This is a genomic window from Oxalobacteraceae bacterium OTU3CAMAD1, assembly GCA_024123915.1.
GTDB lineage: Bacteria > Pseudomonadota > Gammaproteobacteria > Burkholderiales > Burkholderiaceae_D > Rugamonas.
In genome coordinates this window covers 6,359,005-6,383,574 of the sequence record CP099650.1, presented here as the reverse complement: position 1 = coordinate 6,383,574, position 24,570 = coordinate 6,359,005, and the positions used below count along the sequence as shown (strand labels likewise).

Here is a 24,570-nt window from a genome sequence, read left to right as displayed (position 1 = left end):
TATTTCTGTGGCTTACTTATAAATACCGGAGCCAACAAACATATCATCGACCTTTTCCACATAACCGGACTTGGATTCAACCGCCTTGGTCACGGGATTGGGCCATTTGAAATCGACCCAGCCGCTGCCCTTGGTTTTGGCCAGGTCCACCATTTCCTTGATCATCGGTTTGCCCTCATTATCCTTGAGGCCGATTAAAGGTTTGCCGACCATCTTGGGATTATTGCCGTGGGCTAAAGCGACGCCATTTAAATCATAAACGTAGACATATAAATCGCGGTCATGGAAATTGGCGTTGGCCGGATCGGAAATGGCGGCAAAGGCTTTTTCCTTGCCGTCCGATTTAATCAACGCGACCGCCCGTTTGACCATGGCGACGGCTTCTTCCTTGCTTCCTTTGTCGGCGGCAATAGCGGTGGTGGACATCGCCACCAGGCTGAATGCCACCGCGCCCAATAATGTTTTCATGTCAATTCTCCAGGTTAAGTGAGACAGCAGCGTGGCGCGGGTTCGAGGTTGCGCTCTCATTATTCTGACTGTACATAGTACTTCACTTAATCCAGCGCCCCGTTGTTACTCGGCAACGTTTTCTCCAAAGATCAGGTGCCATAGGGCTAACACGTGCGGAACGTGGGCGGCCATCGATGCCGGGTCGACCCGGGCCAGATCCTGGCCCTGCAGACGCAGCTGGTGCTGCAGCTTGCGTAACTGCCGGTAGGCGTCGCCGACCTTGGCGGCCAGGTCGGCGGGGATCAAGCCGAGCTCGCCGAACATCTTCAGCAAGGTGATGTTGCCGATATTGATCGTCAGTTCGGGATAGGTTGAGGCGTGTTGCAGCACCAGGTACTGGACGATGAATTCGATGTCGATCATGCCGCCAGGGTCCTGTTTCAGGTCGAACAGCTGGCTGTGGTTCGGCTTGGCGTCCACCATCCGTTTGCGCATGGCCACCACTTCGCGCTTCAGCGGGCCGTCGGCCGGACGTTCCTTGCGCAGCACCGCCTCGCGGATCCGCTCGAAGCGTTCGCCGATGGCGGCGTCGCCGGCGCAGAAGCGCGCGCGCGTCAGCGCCTGGTGCTCCCATACCCAGGCGGCGCCGTTCTGGTACTTCTCGAACGAGGCCACGCTCGACACCATCATGCCGCTGGCGCCGTCCGGGCGCAGCGCCGTGTCGATGTCGAACAAGGTGCCAGCCGGGGTTTGCGATGTCATCCAGGTAATAAAGCGCTGCGCCAGCTTGGCGTACTGGGCCGGGGCGTCCTGGTCCGTGTCGTCGTACAGGAAGATCACGTCCAGGTCGGAGACGTAGCCCAGTTCCTTGCCGCCCAGCTTGCCATAGGCGATGACGGCGAACCGCGGCACTTCGCGGTGGCGGGTGGCGATGGTCTGCCAGATCGCCTTGATGGCGGCCTCGACGATCTTGTCGGCCAGCGCCGACAGATGGTCGGCCAGCTTTTCCACCGTCAGGTCGCCGGCCAGGTCCTGCGCCAGCAGGTGGAACAGCTGGGCGTGGTGGATTTCCCTCAGGATATCCATCTGGCGCTCGGTGTCGCCGGGGGCGGCGGCCAGCTGCAGTTCCAGATCCTGGGCCAGGCTGACCGGGTCGAACACGGCGTTGCGCACGCGGTCGTCCAGTAGTTCGTCGAGCAGGATGGGGTGCAGGCTGAGGAATTGCGCGGCCCAGCCGCTGGCGTGGACCATGCGGATCACCCGCGCCAGCGTGTGCGGATACTCGGTCAGCAGCGACAAATAGGCCGAGCGGCGCGCCACCGCCTCCAGGAAGTCGAGCAGCCGTCCCAGGGTGGCCAGCTGGTTGCCGCCGCTCGACTCGGCCGAACACTGGATAATCAAGGGCAGCGCCGCGTTGACCAGGGCCAGCAGCCGGTTGCGGCTCGCTTCCGGCAAAGATTGCAGGCGCGGCGCCTGCCAGGTGGCGATCAGGCGCTTGGTCGCTACCTCGGGGGCGTCGAAACCGAGTTCGGCGAAGCGCGCGATCATGGCGTCGCGGTTGTCGGGATCGGCGCATTCGTTGCTCGATTGTGGATTGATGTCGTTGTCGCTGCCGCTGGTCTTGTCGGAGAACATTTCGTCGAACTGCCCGGCGACGAACTGGCGGTGGGCTTCCAGCTGGGCCAGCAGGGTGGCCGCGTCGGGCAGGCCCATCATCTGCGCCACCACCAGTTGGTCGGCCTCGTTGGCCGGCAGGGTATGGGTCTGGGCGTCGTCCAGATATTGCAGGCGGTGTTCCAGATTGCGCAGGAAGGTGTACGAAGCCAGTAGTTGGTAGACGATGGCGTGGCTTAACAAACCTTTCTCGGCGATGATGCGCAAGGTGGTGCGGGTCGAGCGGTCGCGCAGCGCGGCGTCGCGCCCGCCCCGTATCAGCTGGAACACTTGCGCCAGGAACTCGATTTCGCGGATGCCGCCCCGGCCCAGCTTGACGTTGTTGCTGCGGTCCGGGTGCAGCCGCTCCTGGCGGTTCACCTCGGCCCGGATTTGCGCGTGCATATTGCGGATGGCGTCGATGACGCCGAAGTCCAGGTAGCGGCGGAACACGAACGGCCGCACGATGGCGTCGAGCGCGGCGATTTCGTCCGGGTGGCCGGTGACGGCGCGCGCCTTGACCCAGGCGTAACGCTCCCATTCGCGGCCCTGGACGATCAGATATTGCTCCACCATGTTGAAGCTGGCGGCCAGCGGACCGGAGCCCCCGTTCGGCCGTAATGCCATATCGACGCGGAACGTGTAGCCATCTTCCGTGATCTCCGCGATGGCCGCGATTAGCTTCTTGCCCAGGCGGATGAAATATTCGTGGTTGGACAGGCTGCGCTGGCCCGGCGCAACGACCACCGTGTCGCCATCCTCCGGATAGACGAAGATCAGGTCGATGTCGGACGAGACGTTGAGCTCGCGGCCGCCCTGTTTGCCCATCGCCAGCACGATCAGCTCCTGCGGCTGGCCCGATTCGCGCCCGGTCGGGGTGCCGTGGGCGGCCGTCATCTCGACGGTCAGTTCGCGCAGATGCTGCTGGATGGCGAAATCGGCGAAGCGCGTCATGGTTTCCACCACCTCGGCCAGATTGGCCCGGCCCTCCAGGTCGCGGCGGATCAGCCCGCACACCAGCAGATTGCGCAACCGGCGCATGGCGCGCTGCAGCGGGAGGGGCGGGGCGCCCGCCGGCACGGCGCCCGCTTCCCTGCCCAGATAGTCCTCAAGGTCGATCTGGGCCAGCGAAACCTGGGTGATTTCATCGGCTTTGGCGGCGCGGTCGGGCGCGGCGGCCAGCCAGCGTTGATAGAAGCGCGAGGCCGACGGGGTGACAAGCTGGGTGACTGTGGAGGTAACGGCGGTTGCGTTCATTGGCGGCTATTGTCCCGATGCGAATAAGTTGGCCTCCGCCGGACACGTAAAACCGGCGCAACAAGGGCTAACAGGCGCTGTGTTAGCGGTGCGATGCGGTAGAATGCGCAGGCTGGGAAGCTTGAAAAAACCGAGTGTAGCGATTTTATTTGACGCATGGCCTGATTTATTAGCTTATTGATGCAAAAACAAGAAGAGGAGAGCGTGACAGACGAGGGGCCGTTGGCCGCCCGCTGGCATCGGCTTCGTGCGGCCTACCGCTTCTGCAATGTGGCCACCCACCATGTGCTGGGGTTCTCGGTCAAGCTTCTGTTGCTGCTGTATTTCGCCTTCACCATCCTGTTCCTGGTGCTGCGCTACGCCGTGCTGCCGAATATCGACCACTACAAGGGCGATATCGAGCGCGCCGCCAGCCGCGCCGCCGGCAACCAGGTCACCATTTCCCGCATTTACGCTTCCTGGAACGGCTTGCGCCCCAGCCTGTACCTGGGTGATGTGGTGCTGCACGACAGCCAGGGCCGGCAGGCGCTGGCGCTGCCCGGCGTGTCGGCCACGTTGTCGTGGTGGAGCGTGCTGGCGGGCGGTCCCCGTTTCGAATCGCTGGTGCTGACCCGTCCCGACCTCGACCTGCGGCGCGAAGCCGACGGCCGCCTGTACGCGGCGGGCATGTATCTCGACCCCAATAAACCGAGCGACGGCAAGGCCGCCGACTGGCTGCTGTCGCAGCGCGAGATCGTCATTCGCGACGGCCGCGTGCGCTGGACCGACAAGCAGCGGGCGGCGCCACCGCTGGCGCTGGAAGGCGTCACCTTGGTGCTGCGCAACAAGTGGCTGCGCCACCAGCTCGCGCTCAAGGCCACGCCGCCGGCGGCGCTGGCCGCGCCGCTCGACGTGCGCGCCGACTTCACCCATCCCGCCTTCGCCAGCCGCGTGTCCAATGTGTCGATGTGGAAGGGTGAGCTGTACGCCGACATCCGCGACACCGACGTCGCCGCCTGGAAAGCCTGGATCGATTTCCCGTTCGTGCTGAACAGCGGCGGCGGCTCGCTGCGCACCTGGCTCGGGTTCGACCAGTCGCGCTTGACGGCCGTGACCGCCGATGTCGGCCTGCGCGATGTCTCGGCGGTGCTGGGCAAGGATTTGCCGCAGCTGGACCTGCGCGAACTGACCGGCCGCATCGCCGCCCGCGAAGACAGTCCGCCGTTGGCGTCCCCGGTGGCCAAGGGCGCGGCCGGGCAAAAGTTCGGCGAGCGCGGCCACAGCATCGCGCTGACCAATCTGACCCTGACCACCAGCGACGGCCTGGTGATGGCGCCGACCTCGTTGTCGGAAACCTTCGTCGCGGCCACCGCCTCCAGGCCGCAGAAATTCCAGCTGCGGGCGCCGCAGCTGGACTTGCGCACGGTGGCCGGCCTGGCCGAGCGCCTGCCGCTGACGGCCGGCCGGCGCAAGCTGCTGGCCGACGCCGCCCCGCGCGGCCTGCTGCGCAATTTCTCGGCCGAATGGACCGGCGCCTTCCCGGCAGTGCAGTCGTACCGGGTCAAGGGCGACCTGGTGGGCGTGGGACTGCAGCCGCAGCCGCCGCGTCCGGCGCAGCCGAAGACGGGCAGGACGCCGGCCACCGCCGCCGTGCCCGGCGTTCCCGGTTTCGACAACCTGACGGGATCGATCGACGCCACCGACAAGGGGGGGCGCTTCAGCCTGGATTCGCAGAATTTGGTATTGCAGATGCCGGACCAGTTCAGCGACGCGGCCATGCCGTTCGACCGCCTGAACCTGAAGGCGCGCTGGTCGTTCGAACCGGACAACCAATTGCTGTTGCAGATCGACGAGATGGCCTTTCTGCAGCAGGGGCTGAGCGGCACCTTGCGCGGCACGCACACGATGCCGCTGGCCGGCAAGGGCATGGGCAAGGCCGACCTGACCGGTACCCTGGACAACTTCGAGCTCAACCGCATCGACCGTTTCCTGCCGATGCAGACGCCGCACGACCTGCGCGCCTGGTTGACCGGCGCGCTGGAAGGCGGCGTCGCCAGCGACGTCAGCGTGCGCCTGCGCGGCGACCTGGCGCATTTCCCCTTCCATGGGGAGCACGCGGCGCGCGGCGAGTTCCGCGTCGCCGGCAAGCTGACCGAGGGCAAGCTGAATTATTCGCCGAATCACTACCTGCATGACGGCAAGGTGCTGGGCAAGGACGGCAAGCCGCTGCCGTTGTGGCCGCAGGCCGAGCACATCAAGGGCAGCTTCGTGTTCGACCGTGCCCGCATGGAAATCCATGGCGACACGGCCAGCACCGGCGGCGCCGCGCTGACCAAGGTCAAGGCCGTGATCCCGGACTTGACGATCCACGATTCGATGCTGGAGATCGACGGCAACGCCGCCGCGCCGATGCAGGAATTCCTCAAATATGTCGCCAACAGCCCGGTATTGAATTGGATCTCGCACTTCACCGAGGACACCCAGGCCAGCGGCAACGCCACCCTGGCGCTCAAGCTGCAATTGCCGCTGTCGCACATGATCGACGCCAAGGTGCAGGGCGCCTTGCAGCTCAATAACAACGACATCACCCTGATGAACGATTTGCCGCCGGTGCAGGCGGCGCAGGGCAAGATCGAATTCAACGAGCACGGCGTGAACCTGAACCAGCTGTCGGGCATCTTCCTCGACGGGCCGATCGCCATCACCGGCGGCACCCAGCGCGACAACGCCATCGTCATCAAGCTGGGCGGCATGCTGACGGCCGACGGTTTCCGCAAGACTTATACGATGCCGGTGATGCAGCGCCTCGGCAGCCATTTCTCCGGCGCCACGCGCTACAACGGCACGGTGACGGTGCGCGACCACCAGCTGACGGTGGCGGTCGATTCCAACCTGGCCGGGCTGGGCCTGGACTTGCCGGCCCCGGTCAACAAGGCGGCGCCGGACGCGATGCCGCTGCGCTTTCTGCTGACCAGCGGGTTGACGCCGGACGCCAATAATTCGCTGCACGACGAGATCCGCATCGCGCTGGGCACCAGCATCGCGGCGCGCTACCAGCGCCAGAAAATCGTCAAGTCGCCATGGAAGCTGGTGCGCGGCGGCATCGGCATCAACACGCCGGCGCCGGAACCCGACAGCGGCCTGGCGGTCAACATCAGCCTGCCGGCGCTGAACGTCGATTCGTGGCTGGACTTCGGCAGCAGCGTGGCCGGCAAGAACGAGCCGGCGACAGCGGACGCCGCCGCCCCGGCCGACGCCACCGACTTCGCCCAATACGTGGTGCCGGACACCATCGCCGCCCGCAGCATCGAACTCGTCATCGGCGACCGCAAGCTGGAGAACGTCGTCGTCGGCGTCAGCCGCCAGAAGACGGTGTGGCAGGCCAGCATCGATTCCACGCAGGCCAACGGCTACCTGACCTGGAGCGAACCGTCCACCGGCCATGGCCTGGGCAAGGTGACGGCGCGCCTGTCGTCGCTGGTGATCCCGGCGTCGGCGTCGAAGGAGGTGCAGGACCTGCTGTCGGACGGCAAGAGCGCGGCCGCGTCCATCCCCGCGCTCGATGTGGTGGTCGAGCGCCTCGAACTGTTCAACAAACCGCTGGGGCAGCTGGAGCTACAGGCCAGCAACGCGCAACTGCCGAGCGAGAAGGCGCGCGAATGGCGCATCAACAAGCTGTCGCTGACCAACGCCGACGGCGAGCTGACCGGCACCGGCAAATGGGTCACGCGCGAAGGCGCGCACAACACCAGCCTCAACTTCAAGCTGGACATCGCCGACGCCGGCAAGTTGCTGGACCGCTTCGGCTTCGTCGGCACACTCAGGAACGGCAAGGGCTCGCTCAGCGGCGACATCGCCTGGAAGGGCCTGCCATATTCGCTGGACCTGCCGAGCCTGGAAGGCCAGATAACGATGAACGTCGAAAAAGGCCAGTTCCTCAAGCAGGACCCGGGCGCCGCCAAGCTGCTGGGAGTGCTGAGCCTGCAAGCCTTGCCGCGCCTGCTCAAACTCGATTTCCACGACGTCTTCTCCGAGGGCCTGGCGTTCGACGGCATCACCGCCAATGCCAGCATCCATCAAGGCATCGCCAAGACCGACAACTTGAAAATGCACGGCGTGGCCGCCACGGTGTTGATGGACGGCACCGCCGACATCGCCAACGAGACCGCCAACCTGCACGTGGTCGTCATTCCCGAGGTCAACCTGGGCACGGCGCCGCTGGTCTACGCGCTGGCCGTCAACCCGGTCATCGGCCTCGGCAGCTTCCTGGCCCAGCTTTTCCTCAGCGCACCGGTGATGCGGGCGCTGACCTATCATATGCAGGTCACCGGGCCGTGGAAGGCGCCGGTGGTCACCAAGCTCGACGGGGCCAGGGCGGATCCGCCGCAGGCCGCCAAGGGCGCGCAATAATTTGCACAACCAGCGATCACTTTACGCTTCAGCCACGATTGGAACCGCCATGACTAAAGTCGCCGCAGTACAAATGATTTCCTCGCCGTCCGTGACGGAGAACATCGCCACCGCGCGCCGGCTGGTGACGCAGGCCGCCGACGGCGGCGCCTCGCTGGTGCTGCTGCCCGAGTACTGGGCCATCATGGGCTTGAGCGACAGCGACAAGGTGGCCGTGGCCGAGCCGCTGGGGCAGGGGCCGATCCAGGACTTCATGTCGTCGCTGGCGCGCGAGCTGGAGATCTGGCTGATCGGCGGCACCTTGCCGCTGGCGTCAGACGATCCGGAAAAAGTCGTCAACACCACCCTGGTCTACAACGCCCAGGGCGAGCACGTCGGCCGCTACGACAAGATCCACCTGTTTGGCTTCACCAAGGGTACGGAGTCGTACAACGAATCGAAAACCATCGTGCCGGGCAAGAACGTCGGCGTGGTCGAGGCGCCGTTCGGCAAGATCGGCATGTCGGTCTGCTACGACCTGCGCTTCCCCGAGCTGTACCGCGCGATGGGACCGGTGTCGCTGATCGTCGTGCCGGCCGCGTTCACCTACACCACCGGCCAGGCCCACTGGGAAATCCTGCTGCGCGCGCGCGCCATCGAAAACCAGTGCTACGTGCTGGCGGCGGCGCAGGGCGGTACGCATCCGAACGGGCGCCGCACCTGGGGCCACAGCATGCTGATCGACCCGTGGGGCGCGGTCAAGGACGTGCTGGCCGAGGGCGAGGGCGTGGTCAAGGGCGAGATCGATCCGCTGTTCATCGAAGGTGTGCGCCAGAGCCTGCCGGCGCTCAAGCACCGCACGATGTGATCCCCCATACAATTGCGCAATAATTTCGAACCGGAGCATCATCATGAAGCCTTTTGAACCCAACCTGTCCACCCTGGCCGTCGCCCGCGACATCCTGCTGACGCCGTTCGGGCTGGACGAGGCCAAGCTGCTCAAGACGCTGGGCGCGATGTTCACGCACAAGGTCGACTACGCCGACCTGTATTTCCAGTTCACCAAAAACGAAGGCTGGAGCCTGGAAGAGGGCATCGTCAAGACCGGCAGCTTCTCGATCGACCAGGGCGTCGGCGTGCGCGCCATTTCCGGCGACAAGACCGCCTTCGCCTACTCCGACGAAATTTCCGAAGCGGCGCTGATGGACGCGGCCACCGCGACCCGCACCATCGCCCGTGCCGGCGCCGGCAAGATCAAGGTGGCCGGCGCGATGACGCCGACCGGCGGCCGCTCGCTGTACATGCCGAACGATCCGCTCGCTTCGCTGGACGCGACGGCCAAGGTCAAGCTGCTCGAGCGCATCGAGAAGATGGCGCGCGCGAAAGATCCGCGCGTGGTGCAGGTCATGGCGGGCCTGGCCGGCGAATACGACGTGGTGCTGGTGGTCCGCAGCGACGGCGTGCTGGCGGCCGACATCCGTCCGCTGGTGCGGGTGTCGCTGACGGTCATCGTCGAGCAGAACGGCCGGCGCGAGATGGGTTCGTCCGGTGGCGGCGGCCGCTACGATTACGGTTACTTCAGCGATACCTTGCTGGACTTCTACGCCACCGAGGCGGTCAAGTCGGCGGTCGTCAACCTGGACGCGCGTCCGGCGCCGGCCGGCCCGATGACGGTCGTGCTGGGACCGGGCTGGCCCGGCATCCTGCTGCACGAGGCGATCGGCCACGGCCTCGAGGGCGACTTCAACCGCAAGGGTTCGTCGACGTTCTCCGGCCGCATCGGCGAGCGCGTCGCCGCCAAGGGCGTGACGGTGGTCGATGACGGCACCCTGGCCGATCGCCGCGGTTCGCTGAACATCGACGACGAAGGCAATCCGACGCAGTGCACGACCCTGATCGAGGACGGCATCCTGAAAGGCTACATCCAGGACACGATGAACGCGCGCCTGATGAAGATGCCGGTGACGGGCAACGCGCGGCGCGAATCGTTCGCGCACCTGCCGATGCCGCGCATGACCAACACCTACATGCTGGGCGGCGACAAGGACCCCGGGGAAATCCTGGCGTCGGTCAAGAACGGTTTGTACGCGGTCAATTTCGGCGGCGGCCAGGTCGACATCACCAACGGCAAGTTCGTGTTTTCGGCCAGCGAGGCCTATATGGTGGAGAACGGCAAGATCACCTATCCGGTCAAGGGCGCGACGCTGATCGGCAACGGCCCGGAAGTGTTGAACCGGGTCTCGATGATCGGCAACGACATGCGCCTGGACCCGGGTGTGGGCGTGTGCGGCAAGGAAGGCCAGAGCGTGCCGGTCGGCGTGGGCCAGCCGACCTTGCGCATCGATGGCGTGACGGTGGGCGGCACGGCGTAACCCCAAACCCGCACGGCGGCCACATGGGGTCGGACCCTGCGGGTCCGACCCCGGCATCCGGGGTTCGGGTTGGCGGCGGGTAACCATTGAAGCTAGTCAAGAAATAGCTTGCCAAGCCTTGGGCGTTGGCGTTATAGTCATTCCACGATATTTACCCAATACCTGTCGAACACGTTCATGACCCACTTCTTCTTTACCGGCTACTTTTACTTTAGCGATTCCAACCCCAAGGCGGTGGAGTAGCGGCCGGTGCACGTAGAAGTAAAAACGAGTTCCCGCAAATCCTGAAAAAACCGCCTGATGAGGCGGTTTTTTTTTACCCCGACATTTTTGAATACTTGGAGAACAGCATGCCCCGTACCGACGATCTGCGCATCCGCGAGATGAAGGAATTGGTTCCACCGTCCCACCTGATCCGCGAATTCGCCTGCAGCGAGGCGGCCGAGCACACCGCCGCCAACGCCCGCATCGCGCTGCACCGCATCCTGCACGGCCAGGACGACCGCCTGATGGTGGTCATCGGCCCGTGCTCGATCCACGATCCGAAGGCGGCCATGGAATACGCCAACCGCCTGATCCACCTGCGCCGCGAACTGGCCGGCGACCTGGAAATCGTCATGCGCGTGTACTTCGAGAAGCCGCGCACCACCGTCGGCTGGAAGGGCATGATCAACGACCCGTACATGGACAGCAGCTTCCGCATCAACGACGGCCTGCGCATGGCGCGCGAACTGCTGCGCGACATCAACGAGCTGGGCCTGCCGGCCGGCACCGAATACCTCGACGTGATCAGCCCGCAATACATCGCCGACCTGATCAGCTGGGGCGCGATCGGCGCCCGCACCACCGAGTCGCAGGTGCACCGCGAGCTGGCGTCCGGCCTGTCCTGTCCGGTCGGCTTCAAGAACGGCACCGACGGCAACGTCAAAATCGCCGTCGAGGCGATCAAGGCGGCCTCGCAGCCGCACCATTTCCTGTCGGTCACCAAGGGCGGCCACTCGGCCATCGTCTCGACCGCCGGCAACGAGGATTGCCACATCATCCTGCGCGGCGGCAAGGCGCCTAACTACGACGCCGCGAGCGTGGAGGAAGCCTGCAAGGCGATCGCCGCGCAAGGCCTGGCCGCGCGCCTGATGATCGACGCCTCGCACGCCAACAGCTCCAAGAAGCCGGAGAACCAGGTGCCGGTGTGCGCCGACATCGCGCAACAGGTCGCCGGCGGCGACAGCCGCATCGTCGGCGTGATGGTCGAGTCGCACCTCGTTGCGGGCCGCCAGGATCTGGTGCCCGGCAAGGAATTGACCTACGGCCAGTCGGTGACCGACGGCTGCATCGATTGGGACAGCAGCGTGCAGGTGCTGCAGGGCCTGGCCGCCGCCGTGCGCCAGCGCCGTCTTGCCACGCAGGCAGCGGAAGCCGCCTCGAAGTAAAATCGTAGAACGCTACACCTAGGAAACACAAACGGCCCCAGTCGCCATATGGGGCCGTTTGTTTTTGCGTTGCGTTCCCCGCGCTGTTGTAAGAACCCCGAATCGAGCTCAAGATCGATTGACACTTAATTCCATGGCATGTTTTTATATCAACCACGCCAGGTGTCGATGGACACCTTCCTAAGCTCAATCACTAAACACCAGCAAAGAACGCGACCCGTTGCCACCCCGGCGGCGGGCGTTGGACCGGTGTTTTCCAAAACTATTGCGGAGGTTGGTCATGATGCAGGAAACAGTGTTATGCCGTTCGTTGCGCTTGATGTTTACAGGGGGCGCGTATTGCGCGCTCGGCCTGCTGGCCCTGCCGGCCGCAGTCCTCGCGCAGGAGGCGGCGACCGGCAACCCCATCATGCCGCGCGTGGAGATCACCGGCTCGTCGATCAAGCGCATCGCCCGGGAGGGTTCGTTGCCGGTGCAGGTGTTGAGCGCGGCCGACATCAGGCAAAGCGGCGCGACTTCCGCAACCGAACTGATCCAGATGCAGCCGTCGATGCAGGGCTTCGTGCCGTCGTCGAGCTCGGTCAATGGCGGCGGCGCCGGCGTCACCACCGCCGCGCTGCACTCGCTGCCGTCGAAGTACACCTTGGTGCTGCTGGACGGCCAGCGCATGGCGCCGAGCGCGCTCGGTTCGAGCCAGGGCGGCGGCTACGCGGTCAACATCGAGAGCATTCCGCTCGAGGCGGTCGAGCGCGTCGAGATCCTGGCCGACGGCGCCTCGGCGCTGTACGGCTCGGACGCCATCGCCGGCGTGGTCAACTTCATCCTGAAAAAAGACCTGACCAAAGGCGAGATCACCGCCACCTACGGCCAGCCGAAAAAGTCCGGCGGCTCGTGGTCGAGCGCCGGCATTACCAAGGGCTGGGGCGACCTGGAGAAGGACCGCTGGAATATCCTGGCCTCGTACAGCCACGAGGAGCAGGAACGGCTGACGGCGCTGCAACGCGACTTTTCGGCGCGCGGCGCCTTCTTCCGCTTCGGCAGCGGCGGACGCCAGTATTACTTCGACCAGCGCACCGGCAACACCGAGCCGGCCAACATCACCTTCAACGTGCGCCCGCGCGGCTCGGCCGACACGGTCGAGACCAGCGGCGTGGCGATCAACCCCTACCTGGCCGCCAACGGCAATTGCGGCAGCGCGCTGGCCGGGCCGCAGGGCACGCAATGCCGCTTCAATTACGGCGCGACGGTGGAGAACATTCCCGGCTCGCACCGCGACAGCGGCCTGCTCAAAGGCACCTTGAAGCTCAACGACACGACCTCGGTGTGGGGCGAGCTGGTGCTGTCGAGCTATGCGATGATCGCCCAATTCGCGCCGTCGGCGCAGCCGATGGGCGTCAACACCACCGACCGCTTCCCGCAGTTGTATGCCCGCTATGTGCAACCCTACCTGGACGCCAACAACCTGGAAAACCCCAGCGGCGAGGCGACCCTGGGCTACCGCTCGGTGCTGATCGGCGGGCGCGCCGACAAGTACCAGACCGACGCCCGCCATTTCGCCGCCGGCATCGACGGCAACCACTTCGGCTGGACCTGGAACGCCAGCCTGATCCTGTCGAAGACCAAGCTCAAGGATGTGGCCGCCGGCGGCTACTCCGACTACGACAAGCTGTCCGCGCTGGTCGCCTCCGGCGCCTACGATCCGGTGACCGGCATCGGCGCCGAACAGCTGCGCGGCGCGCTGGTCAACGGCACCGTGTTCTCCAAGACCGACTCCAAGCTCGACACCCTGCACGGCGCGGCCCAGCACGACATGTTCAGCCTGCCGGGCGGCATGGCCATCGTCTCGCTGGGCGGCGACTTTTCGAAGACGCGCTACCAGACCGATTACCATCCGACCATCCTGTCCGGCTCGGGGTATTCGACGCAGCCGGCGTCGGCCAACTATCCGGTCGGCGGCAACTACGGCCAGGTGCCGTTCGACGCCAAACGCGACAACTGGGGCGTGTTCACCGAGATGCTGCTGCCGGCCACCAAGACCCTGGAGGCGACCGTGGCCGCGCGCTACGACAGCTACGACAAGACCCACAGCGGCTACATCTTCGAGCGGCTGGCCGACGCCAGCGGGCTGCGCCAGCGCCTGCCCGGCGGCGATGTCGGCAACGACTTCAGCAAGGCCACCTACAAGGTCAGCGCGCGCTGGACGCCGGTCGACACGGTGCTGCTGCGCGCCTCCTACGGCACCGGCTTCAAGGCGCCCAACATCAACGATATCGCCGGCTCGCCGACCTTCTTCGGCAGCACGGCCGGCAGCTATTCGTGTCCGTTCCCAGGTTCGCGCGGTTGCCAGGTGGGCTCGGCGCAATACGATTTGCTGACCGGCCCGAACGGCGCCAGCGGCGCCGAGGGATTGCAGCCGGAGAAGTCGAAGCAATGGACCGTCGGCGGCCGGGTCGAGCCGCTGGCCGGCCTGTCGCTGGGGATGGATTTGTGGAACGTACAGATCCGCAACCAGGTGTTGTCGGCGGGCGTGCCGGAGCAGGTGGGTTTCGCCAATCCGCAGGCGTACCAGCGGCTGTTCGTCAATCCGTATCCGGACCCGGCCGGCTACACCACCATCGGTTACATCCTGGCGCCGATCAACGGCGGCGTGGCCAACTACCGGGGCATCGACTGGGACTTCACCTACCGGCTGCGCTCGCGCATCGGCGATTTGCGGGCGGGCTGGACCGGCACCTATATGCTCAAGCAGAACTACACCACCACGGCGGGAGGCGAGGTGCAGTCGGACCTGGGCCGCTTCGGGCCGGACAACGCGGTGGTGTTCCGCTTGCAGAGCCATTTGAACCTGAGTCTGGTCACGGGCAAGCTGACCAACACCCTGACGGCGCATTACCGCTCGGACTACCACGACCAGCCGTATCCGATCGACACGGCGATCTTCGCCGTGGCGCCGGATGGCGGCATCGGCGAGTCGGTGGCGTTCGAGGGCTTGCGCACGGCGTCGTACACCACGTTCGACTGGCAGGGCAAGTATGATTTTGGCGCGTTTACGCTGACGGCCGGGATCAGGAATCTGTTCGACCGCGATCCGCCGTTAACGTTGCAGAACGCCGGGGGCGGCAACCAGCTCGGGTATGACGCGCGCTACAGCGATCCGCGCGGGCGGTCGTTCTACATCACCGGTAATTACCGGTTCTGATGCGGTGTTGGCGGAGCGTGGCGGATTACGCTCCGCTAATCCGCCCTACGTGCCTCCTCGTGACGCAGGCGTAAATGGTCCACGGAGAGACGTAGGGCGGATTAGGCGGCACGCCGTAATCGGCCACGCTTCGCCCGCGACGCAAAAAAGGGCTCCGAGGAGCCCTTTCATCATCACCGTCAGAACTTGTAATTGCCCGTCAGGTAGAACGTGCGGCCCAGCGGGTCGGTGTAGCGGCCGTCGTAGCCCGACTGGTTGCCGCCGCCGGCGTTGCGCATGCTGAACGGCGGGTCGATGTCGGCCAGGTTCTTGATGCCGGCCGTCAGCGAGAACTGCTTGCTCAGCTGCGCCTTGGTCTGCCAGTCGAACGTGGTGTACGAACTGACGCGACGCGTCAGCGGCACGTATCCGCCCAGCGAGCCGTCGGCCAGGATTTCACGCACCACCGAGTTGTCCTCGTTGTACTCCTGGTCGGTGTAGCCCGAATGGTAGTTGGCCGTCAGCGAATGCATGAACATATTGGTGCGCAGCGACGCGGTCAGCTTCGAGATCACGCGGAAGGTGACGTCGGCGTACGAGTTGAAGCGGCCGATGTTCTTCTCCAGGCCGGTGCCGGGATTGTCCTGCTCGGCCTTGGTCATGAAGGTGCCGGTCCATTGCAGCGCCACCTTGCCCAGCGCGGTGCCGGTGCGGTAGGTGTGGTCCCAGTCGATGCCCTGGTAGTGCGCGGTCGACAGGTTGAACGGCGTGAGCGCCGCCACCAGCACGTCCTGCTTCTGGATCGGGTCGAAGTAGCTGCGCAGCAGGCTGTCGTACACCGTCGGATTCTCGAACACCAGGTTTTCCGACAAGGTGGCGATCTGGTTGGTCAGCTTGACGTCCCAGAAGTCGAAGCCGAGCGACAGGCTGGGGATCGGCTCGAGGCGGAAGCCCAGGGTGGCCTGCTTCGATTCCTCCGGCAGCAGCGCGCCTTCGCCGGTGGCGGCGTTGCCGCCGGTGAGCAGCGCGTATTCGGCCGGGCCGTGGCACAGGCGGAAGCGCGGATCGGTCGGCGAGGTGATCGGGCAGTTATGGAACTGCGACGAGCCGCCGTTGACCAGCGGCTTGACGATGTCGGTCAGCACCGGGGCCTTGAAGCCGGTGCCGTACGAGGCGCGCACCAGCAGCATCTCGACCGGATTCCAGCGCAGCGCCAGCTTGTAGGTGGCCTTGCTGGCGGTCTTGCCCTGTTTGCCCGAACCGAGCAGGTTGCCGTCGGTGTCGAAGTTCTTGTCGTTGGTGACGGCGCCGAAATCGTCATAGCGGGTCGACGCGGTCAGGTCCATGTTTTTGAGCACCGGCAGCAGCAACTCGCCGTAGGCGCCCCAGTTCTTGCGGCTGGCATCGATCGGCAGCGCGCCGGAGGTGCCGCCGACGACGGCGTCGTCGAAGTCCGGCTGCTGCTTGTTCGGGCCCTGGTTGTACGGGCTCGGCGCCTCCGAATATTTCTGGCGGGTGAAGTCGGCGCCAACGGCCAGCTGGGCCGGGCCGGCCGGCATCTTGAACACTTCGGTCGTCGCGCTGGCCTGGATCTGGTCGAGCGTCGACTTGGTCTCGTTGAACAGGATGCCCAGCACGGCCGGCGCCAGCACGCCCTGCGAGGTGCCCGGCGGCGCGAACGGATCGAACTGGCCGGACGTGACCAGGGCGTCGAAGGCGTTCAGGCTCATGTAGCCGCCGGCGGCGGTGTCGGTCTGCTTGTTTTCCGAGTGCGTGAACGCGGCGCGGTAGTCGAAGCCCTTGACGGTGCCATCGACGCCGAAGGCCAGGTGCTTGGCGACGGTTTTGTAGTTGTCGGCGCGGCCGCCGGCGTCGACCAGGCGCAGGCTCATCGTCGCGCTGTCGACGGTGGCGCCGGCCGGCACGCCGACCCGCGCCAGGTACGGCGCGATCGAGCGGGCGTACAGCGCGCTGTCGAGCGGCACGCCCAGCGGCTGGGCCGGCGGCGCGTACTGGGCGGTGTTGGTGAACGACGAACCGAGCGCTTCGGCAAAGAAGTTGGCGCTGTCGTTGATCTTGTAATTGAGCGAGGCGAACACGCTGTCGCGCTTGATGGCCGGGGTGTTTTGCACGGTGGCGGCGTAGTCGAACTGGCAGCGGGTCGGGCTGATGCGGAACAGGTTGCTGCCGTTGCAGGCGCCGGTGGCCAGCAGGTTGGGACTAAAGAGGACGCTGCCCGCCGACTGGTCCGGGTTGGTGTACTGGACGGTGGCGGTGCCGGGCATCGAGTTCGAGCTCAGCTGGTAGAGGCTGTAGTTCTTGCCGTTCGCGGAGAACGGGATCACGCCGCTCTTGGAAAAGTCGCGGTCGCGCGCCCACGAGGCCTTGGTTTCGTCGTGCGAGGCCGACACCAGCACGTTGAAGCCGTCCTTCTCGATGTCGCCCCAGCCCTTGGAGATCGACGCGGTCTGGGTGCGCCCGCCGCGGCTGCGCGGCTGGCTGTACGAGCCCTCGATGATGGCGTCGGTCTGGTTTTTCTTGAGGATGAAGTTGACCACGCCGGCGATCGCGTCCGAGCCGTACAGCGTGTTGGCGCCGTCGGTCAGGATCTCGACGCGCTCGACCGCCGCCAGCGGGATGCTGGCCAGGTTGACGGTGGAGCCGGAGGTGGCCGGCGCCAGGCGGCGCCCGTTGAGCAGCACCAAGGTGTAGCCTTCGCCGATCGAGTGGATCGATGCCGATTGCAGGCCGCCGCCGCCGCCGTTGACCGACATCGACGAGGTGGTGAAGCCCTGCATCGACGGCAAGGTGGCGATCAGGTCGGCCACGCTGGCCGCGCCGCTCTGTTCGATCTGCGCCTTCGACAGCGTCTGCACCGGCAGCGCGCCCTCGGCGGTGATGCGCTTGATGCTCGAGCCGGTGATCTCCACGCGCTGGATAGCCGCGTCCCCGGTTTGCGCCACGGCCGCGTGCATGCCGAAGGCCAGGCCGCCGGCGCAGATCAACCGTACCGATCGTGACAATACTGTTTCAACCATCATTGTTTAACTCCCGATTTGAACGAGACACACGGGCGGGTCTCTTGACTCATCAAATCATTTGGCCCGAATCACTGTCAATCCGTCAGCCGTCGCGTGCTAGCCAGAGCTGCGCATGCCCGCGCGGCCCGGGCGCGCGCCGAATTCGCGCCCGGAAACGCTCTAATTCGGTGAGGGGCGGGGAAGTGCGCATTGAAACCCGGCGCCGCTATCAAAACGGAAGTGATTCTGCGGCGCGTGCGTTTGCCGGTGGTGCAATGTTTGTGCGGAATTAATCACGATGAAACTGGATCAATATCGACTGTCGGCGTGGGATTTCCACAACAGCGCCCCCAACGACGTCGCCCGGACGTGAAAAACCCGGACGCGCCTGGCGGCGGGTCCGGGTTGTACAGGCGTTACAACCGCCTGGAACGACTTAGAAGGTGTAGCTGCCGCGCAGGTAGATCGCACGACCGACCGCGTCGGTGTAGCGCGGATCGTAGCCCTTCTGGAACAACGTGCCCTGGTTCGAGAACGGCGGGTCCTTGTCCAGCAGGTTCTTGATGCCGGCCGTCAGGCTCACGCCCTTGAAGCCGGTGTAGGTGCCCGACAGGTTCCACAGGCTGTACGACGGCACCTTGTTGAGGAACTCGTCGTCGATGTCCAGGTTCTGGTCGGTGTAGCCGGACTTGAACGATTGGGCCAAGGTCGCGGCCCACACGCCCTGACGCCAGTTCAGCGCGGCGTTGTGCTTCCAGCGGAACACCGGATTGTTGGCGGCGTAGCGGCCGACGTTCTGGGTGTAAGGACCGCCGCGTTCGTCCTGGTACTCATACTTGTGGACGTAGGTGCCGTCGACCGTCAACGTGAAGTTGCCGAACGCGGTGGCACCCGAACGCATCGTCAGGCTGACGTCGAGGCCATCGGTGTTGACCTTGCCCAGGTTTTCCTTCAAGTCCAGGATGGCGAACGGCGAGCCGTCCGGATTGCGCAGGAAGCGGTCCTGGTACTTGGCGTAGTCGCCGTAGATGGCTTCTTCCGGCAGCGCGTTGATCTTGTCCTTGAGCTTGATGTTCCAGTAGTCGACCGACAAGGTCGCTTGCGGGATCGGCTCGATCACGACGCCGAAGGCGAAGGTCTTCGATTTTTCCGGGCTCAGGTTCTGGTTGCCGCCCTGCAGTTTGAACTGTTGCAGGTCGCAGTCGCGCAGCGGGTTGGCGATCGGGTTGTTCGCCAGCACGCCGCCCGGGCACAGGATCGGGTCGTTGTACGAGTTGTTGGTGTCGTTCTTCGACTGCGGCGCGTTTTTCTCGAACAGGGTCGGGGCGCGGAAGCCGGTCGAGGCCGAGCCGCGCAGCACGATTTGCTTGGTCGGCTGGTAGCGCACGCCCAGTTTCGGGTTGGTGGTGTTGCCGACGTCGCTGTAATCGTCGAAACGGGCGGCCAGCTGCACTTCCAGGTCCTGGATCAGCGGCAGGTTGACTTCGCCGAACACGGCCTTGATGGTGCGCGCGCCGGAAGTCGACTGCGAACCGGACAGGCCCGAGCTGGTCGCCTGGCCGGCGATGTCGCGGTTGACGGTAAAGTCGGCCTCTTCGCGGCGCAGTTCGCCGCCGATGGCCACCGCCAGCTTACCGCCCGGCAGGTCCATCAGCTCGCGGCTGGCCTTGGCGTCGATGCCGGTGTTGCGGGTCTTGCCCTTCTGGACCTGGCCGCGCAGCGCGGTGCTGTCGAGGTAGGCCTTGCCGGTGGCGTCCTGCTTGCCGAACGGATTGAGGATGCCGTTGGCGACGCCGGCGGCGAAGCTTTCGTCGCGCACATAGCCGCCGGTGAAGTATTCGGCCGAACGGCTTTCCGACAGGTTGAAGCCGGTTTTGTAGTCCCAGCCGGCCAGCAGGCCTTCGACCGAGAACACCAGGCGGTCGGCCGCGCCCTTGGAATTGATTTCACGCGGACCGGCTTCGGTCGGACGCCAGTTGACCGACAGCGGCTGGCCGGACAGGCCAGGCATGGCCGGCACGCCGCCCGAGTTGCCCGGGTAGTATTTGCTGGTGGTCGGCAGCAGCAGGCCGGTCTGCGGCGGCGGCGCCGTGTGCGAGACGACGTCGTTTTCCGAATGCAGGTACTCGATCGAGGCCAGGTGGTCGTTGTTGAGCTTGAAGCTGGCCTTGCCGAAGAAGGCGGTTTGTTTCTGCTTGGGCAGGTTGTCGATCTGGCGCGTGTAATCCTGGCGGCAGGTGCCGTTGCTGGCGCGCGGCACCGAGAACGGCGCGTCGCAGCCGGTGGCGAAGCCGGGGTTGCCGGTCACGCTGGAACCCGGATCGAAATAGTTGCCCGGGAAGGTGGTGCCGGAGGTCAGGTTCAGGCCGCGCTCGGGAATGATGCCGGTCTTGGAGAAGTCGCGCTGCTGCGAGGTCAGGATGTCGATGCTGTGGTGGTCGAACACGCCGAAGACGTTGTAGCCGTCTTTTTCCAGGTCGCCGAAGCCGCTGGAGATGTTGACGCGCTTCTCGTCGGCGCCGGGGGCGCGCGGCAGCACGGCCTCGGCGGTGATGGTGGTGGCGTTGACCGAGCGTTTGGTGATGAAGTTGATCACGCCGCCGATGGCGTCGGTGCCGTAGATGGCCGAGGCGCCGTCGCGCAGCACTTCGACGCGCTCGAGGGCGGAGACCGGAATGATGTTGAGGTCGACGCTGGCGCCGTCATACGGATGGTTGGCGATGCGGCGGCCGTTGAGCAGCACCAGCGTTTTGTCGCCGCCCAGGCCGCGCAAGTCGGCGCTGGCCGCGCCGCCGGTCGGCAGGCCGCTGCTGTTGCCGCCGACGACGTTGCCGGCGCCGAAGCTCGAGCTGTTCGACGGGATGCGGTCCAGCACTTCCTGGGCCGTGGTCAAGCCTTGCTTGACGAAGTCGTCGGCCTTGAACACGGACAGCGGGTTGGCCGTCTCCGACACCAGGCGTTTGATCGACGAGCCCGTCACTTCGACGCGCTGCATCGGCTGGTCGGCGGTTTGCGCCAGCGCGTGACCGACCGGCGCGATCAGTCCCAGGCCCAGCAGGCCGCCGGCGCAGACCAGGCGTACGGAGCGTGCCAATGTTGTTTCAACCATCATTCTGTTGTTCTCCCAATTTTTTATGTCGATGACCACCGCGTGGTCGCTTTTTTAAAGGCGCATGCCAGTGAGAAAAACGTAACGTTTTTCGCATCCGCCATCAGATCATTCACAGAGAGTCGCTGTCAACGTACAAAGTTTTGTAAAAAGAGGTAAAAGGCGCGATTTCGTGCAAGCAACATTGCGCCATTAAAGCGCTAAAAAACGCTCTAATTTGGTGCTAATGCCAATCCGGCGCTGCGAAACATTGGCGGATCGGCATAAGATGACCGAATATCTTGGTGCGGCGTGGTCGTGGTGCCACACAGTGGTGCGCCACCGTCAGCGATCGGCAAAGGTTTAGGTACAGTTACAACGTTACATTTCTGCCACAAAAAAAGGGCGGCGCCTTGGCGCCGCCCTTCAGGGTCGCTTCACACCGCCGTCAGGCGATCAGAAGAACTTGTAGCTGGCGCCGACCTTCATGTAGCGGCCGATGGCGCCGGAAGCATCCATCGGGTTGTAGCTCATGCCGCCGTAGGTCTGTGGATCCAGCGGCGCGACCTTGTCGAGCACGTTGTTCATCGACGCGAACAGGGTCAGCTGCTTGTTGACCGCGTAGCGGGTCGACAGGTCCAGGGTGGTGAACGAGGCGATCTCGCACTTGGCGTTCGGCGCGTTGGCGCCGCCGACGAAGGTGTTGGCGCACAGCGACGCGGCGTCGGCCGTGTTACGCATCTTGTCGCGGTAGTTGACGTTGCCAGTCACGTTCAGGTTGCCCAAGTCCCACGAAGCCATCAGGCTGACCTTGTTCTTCGGGGTGCCGGCGCAGTTCGACGTGTCGCAGTTGCCGTGCGTGCCGGCGTACTGGTACGTTTTGGTTGCCGACTCGGCCCGCAGCCACGAGGCGACGTGGGTCCAGGTCAGGCCGACGACCGCGCGGCCGTAGGCGCCCAAGCGCAGGCGCTGCTTGATGTCGAAGTCCACACCGCTGACCTTGGTGTAGCTCGAGTTGCGGTACGGCGCCTGGGTCAGCACCAGGGTGCCGGTGCCTGGCTGGGCCACGCCGCCGACGACCAGGTTGTTGTCGTTACGTACGGCCGTTGGCAGCGCGGCGGCCTGGTCGTATGGCAGCGAGTTGATCTCGTTGGTGCGCTTGATGGTCCAGCCGTCGAGCGACAGGCTGGTGCCGTCCAGCGGATCCCAGACCAGACCCAGGGTCTTGCCTTTGGACTCTTCCGGCTTGAGGTTCGGATCGCCGACCTTGACGGCGGCCACGGTCAGGGCGCAGTCGGCCGAGGTGGCGCCGCCGGCGGCAGGCACGCCGCCCGGGCAGCGGACCGGATCGCGCACCGGCGCCGAGCCGGTCGATTGCGAGGTGGCGTTGCCTTCGGCCGCGCCCGGTGCGCGGAAGCCCTCGGTGTAGGTGCCGCGCAGCGCGAAGCTCTTGACCGGGGTCCACTTGATGCCGGCCTTCGGCGTCGACGAGCTGAAGTTGTCGTATTTGTCGTAACGCATGGCGGCCGACAGCTCGACCGTCTTGATCACCGGCGCCAGGATCTCGGCGTAGACCGCCTTGACCTTGGTGTCGCCGAAGGCGGCCACGTAGCTGGCGTTGATGGTGCCGTTTTCCGAGCCCGACAGCGACGGGTTCGACAACTGCTCCTTGCGGTATTCGCCGCCGACGGCCAGGCCCAGCTTGCCGCCTGGCAGGTCGAACAGTTCACGCGAGGCCTTGAAGTCGACGATGTCGAGCTTGGTGGTCGACTTCGACGTGGCGTTCACGCGCAGCGCCGCGTACAGCGAGGCCGGGTTGCGGGAGGCCTGGTCGCCGATGTAGTACGGGAAGTACTGCGAGGCGGGGTTGCCCAGCGCCGCGCGCAGCACCGTCATGTTGAGCATGTTGGTGTATTCCAGGTCCAGCGTGGACTCGGAATGGGTGTAGCCGGTGTCGTAGTCCCAGCCCATGGCCGAGCCCTTGACGCCGATGACGGCGCGGGTGAATTCGTTGTCGGCGTGGCGGGTGCTTGGGCCGACGTCGAACGCCGAGTAGCGCAGGCGGGTGGCCACGCCGTACGGGTTTTGCGGGTGGGTCGCGCCCAGCAGGGCGATGCTGCCGTAGTTGACGAAGCCCTGCGGGTTGGTGCTGTTCGGCGGGAAGGCCGGGGTCGGCGTGACCGACGACGGCGGCATCATGAACGACGTCGCGCGCTTGGAGTAGCCGGCTTCGGCGTAGGCCTGGGTGTCGTCGTTGATCTGCCAGGTGCCGCGGGCGTACAGGTTGGTCGATTCGATCTGCGGCTGCATGTCGCGGAACTGGTCGTGGTGCCACAGGCAACCGCCGCCCGCACCGGTCTGGTCCTTGGTGGCCGACAGGGTCGAGCAGCCCGGCAGCGAAACGTAGTTGTTGTTGGCCGGGTTGCGGATCGAGCCGGCCGGGCTGGCGCTGGCGGCGTTGTTGCCGGAGATGTAGCCGCCGGCGAACTGCGTGTCGACCGCGTAGCCGTATGGACGCAGGTCAGACTTGCCGATGTGGGCGCGGTCCTTGCGGTCGCTGTTTTTGATGTTGTCGGACTGGAAGTACTCGGCGTTGAAGACGAAGTTGTACTTGTCGCTGTCGAGGTTGCCCTTGCCGTAGGTCAGCGAGGCCTTGTTCTGTTTGCCGTCGTCGTAGCGCGACCAGCCGGTGTCGCCCTTGATCGTCAGGCCTTCGACGTCCTTGCGCAGGATGATGTTGACCACGCCGGCGATGGCGTCGGCGCCGTAGGTCGACGAGGCGCCGTCCTTGAGGATCTCGATGCGTTCGACGATCTGCATCGGAATGGTCGACAGGTCGGTGAAGCTTTTCTGGCCGTCGTCGGCGCGCGCGAACGGCGCCATGCGGCGGCCGTTGAGCAGCACCAGGGTCGAGGTGGCGCCCAGGCCGCGCAGCGAGATCGCCGTCGAGCCGGCCGCGAAGCCGTTGCCGAAACCGGTCGGCAGGGAGCCGGCGCCGTCGGCGGTCAGCGTTTGCAGGTATTCGGACACGGTACCCTTGCCCGATTTCAGCAGGTCCTCGCTGGTGATCACCTGGACCGGCGACGCCGTTTCGGCGGTCGCGCGCTTGATGCTCGAACCGGTGATCTCAACGCGCTGGATCGGCGCGTCGGTCGTTTGCGCCATGGCCGGCGCGGACATCAGGCCGGCGGCGGCGATACCACCCGAGAAAATAAGGCGTACTGAACGGGACAATACTGTTTCCATCATCATGCTGACACTCTCCAACTGAACTGGGACTACCGTGAAATAAGCCGTCGGCCATGCGGCAGATCGCGACATGGCGGTGCTCTCGTGCGAGAAATTTTCTTTCCTCTGTTAGTTATAAGAGCATCGGGCTTGCCGGGGTGTCAACGTGGCCCATTAGCATCAAAATTGTTGCGCCGGGCCTCCCCGGTCCCGCGCCGGGTCGCCGCCAAAGTGATAGTCGGTACCGAAAATGCGCCAATTCGCAGCTAAGTTCGACTAACCCACGTTAAGTATTTGGTTTTTAGCTAACGACGGAAACGTTAATAAAATTCCGGAAAGGATGGTTTTTGCCGGAAATTAAACTGTAACAAACCTGTCATGTGTTACTTTTAGACGACAGAATGCCGATTTCCAATTGAATGTTTGTTCGGATGAGGCTGCTTATAATTCGGTCGGCCGACAGTTGCGGCGGCCACCGATACTTACCGGCGCCGCCCGGCGTAGTCAGCGGCTGCCGGATCGGGTA

At 64.9% G+C, this 24,570-nt stretch carries 10 protein-coding genes; 5 read left to right on the top strand and 5 right to left on the bottom strand.

What is annotated here, in order from left to right; genetic code table 11:
- Window positions 1-12: 12 nt before the first annotated feature.
- Together NHH88_27190 and glnE are read right to left on the bottom strand one after the other, a co-directional pair.
- A complete protein-coding gene (locus NHH88_27190; protein ID USX13303.1) occupies window positions 13-468 on the bottom strand; it encodes a cache domain-containing protein in 456 nt (151 codons plus the stop codon).
- Between the two features lie 105 nt (window positions 469-573).
- Window positions 574-3,360 carry a bifunctional [glutamate--ammonia ligase]-adenylyl-L-tyrosine phosphorylase/[glutamate--ammonia-ligase] adenylyltransferase gene (gene glnE, locus NHH88_27185; protein ID USX13302.1) on the bottom strand — a complete coding sequence of 929 codons (2,787 nt, stop codon included), beginning with the start codon at window positions 3,358-3,360 and terminating at the stop codon, window positions 574-576.
- A 180-nt stretch (window positions 3,361-3,540) separates the two neighbouring features.
- On the opposite strand from glnE, the gene NHH88_27180 reads away from it, so the two are divergent.
- The 5 genes from NHH88_27180 to NHH88_27160 all read left to right on the top strand — a co-directional run bounded on the left by NHH88_27180 (window position 3,541) and on the right by NHH88_27160 (window position 14,729).
- Window positions 3,541-7,749 (top strand): TIGR02099 family protein, encoded by a 4,209-nt coding sequence (locus NHH88_27180; GenBank protein ID USX13301.1) that lies wholly within the window; start codon window positions 3,541-3,543, stop codon window positions 7,747-7,749.
- Between the two features lie 49 nt (window positions 7,750-7,798).
- Window positions 7,799-8,596, top strand: a complete 798-nt coding sequence (locus NHH88_27175; protein ID USX13300.1) for a carbon-nitrogen hydrolase family protein — start codon at window positions 7,799-7,801, stop codon at window positions 8,594-8,596.
- A gap of 43 nt (window positions 8,597-8,639) precedes the next feature.
- Entirely contained in the window at window positions 8,640-10,100 is a 1,461-nt protein-coding gene (tldD, locus tag NHH88_27170) for a metalloprotease TldD (GenBank protein ID USX13299.1), read from the top strand.
- A 350-nt stretch (window positions 10,101-10,450) separates the two neighbouring features.
- Complete coding sequence (gene aroG / locus NHH88_27165) at window positions 10,451-11,530, top strand: 3-deoxy-7-phosphoheptulonate synthase AroG (GenBank protein USX13298.1); 1,080 nt, start codon at window positions 10,451-10,453, stop codon at window positions 11,528-11,530.
- Window positions 11,531-11,810: 280 nt separating this feature from the next.
- Entirely contained in the window at window positions 11,811-14,729 is a 2,919-nt protein-coding gene (locus NHH88_27160) for a TonB-dependent receptor (GenBank protein ID USX13297.1), read from the top strand.
- 179 nt (window positions 14,730-14,908) lie between these two features.
- Here NHH88_27160 and NHH88_27155 read toward each other — a convergent pair whose 3' ends face one another.
- From NHH88_27155 to NHH88_27145, 3 genes are all read right to left on the bottom strand, one after another.
- A complete protein-coding gene (locus tag NHH88_27155) occupies window positions 14,909-17,749 on the bottom strand; it encodes a TonB-dependent receptor (GenBank protein USX13296.1) in 2,841 nt (946 codons plus the stop codon).
- Window positions 17,750-18,164: 415 nt separating this feature from the next.
- Window positions 18,165-20,837 (bottom strand): TonB-dependent receptor, encoded by a 2,673-nt coding sequence (locus NHH88_27150; protein USX17448.1) that lies wholly within the window; start codon window positions 20,835-20,837, stop codon window positions 18,165-18,167.
- Between the two features lie 435 nt (window positions 20,838-21,272).
- Window positions 21,273-24,050 carry a TonB-dependent receptor gene (locus tag NHH88_27145; protein USX13295.1) on the bottom strand — a complete coding sequence of 926 codons (2,778 nt, stop codon included), beginning with the start codon at window positions 24,048-24,050 and terminating at the stop codon, window positions 21,273-21,275.
- Window positions 24,051-24,570 lie beyond the last annotated feature (520 nt).

Bases quoted from the DNA above. Each gene is read 5' to 3' on its own strand.
- NHH88_27190 (USX13303.1), bottom strand. From the start codon at position 468: ATGAAAACATTATTGGGCGCGGTGGCATTCAGCCTGGTGGCGATGTCC.
- glnE (USX13302.1), bottom strand. From the start codon at position 3,360: ATGAACGCAACCGCCGTTACCTCCACAGTCACCCAGCTTGTCACCCCG.
- NHH88_27180 (USX13301.1), top strand. From the start codon at position 3,541: ATGCAAAAACAAGAAGAGGAGAGCGTGACAGACGAGGGGCCGTTGGCC.
- NHH88_27175 (USX13300.1), top strand. From the start codon at position 7,799: ATGACTAAAGTCGCCGCAGTACAAATGATTTCCTCGCCGTCCGTGACG.
- tldD (USX13299.1), top strand. From the start codon at position 8,640: ATGAAGCCTTTTGAACCCAACCTGTCCACCCTGGCCGTCGCCCGCGAC.
- aroG (USX13298.1), top strand. From the start codon at position 10,451: ATGCCCCGTACCGACGATCTGCGCATCCGCGAGATGAAGGAATTGGTT.
- NHH88_27160 (USX13297.1), top strand. From the start codon at position 11,811: ATGATGCAGGAAACAGTGTTATGCCGTTCGTTGCGCTTGATGTTTACA.
- NHH88_27155 (USX13296.1), bottom strand. From the start codon at position 17,749: ATGATGGTTGAAACAGTATTGTCACGATCGGTACGGTTGATCTGCGCC.
- NHH88_27150 (USX17448.1), bottom strand. From the start codon at position 20,837: ATGGTTGAAACAACATTGGCACGCTCCGTACGCCTGGTCTGCGCCGGC.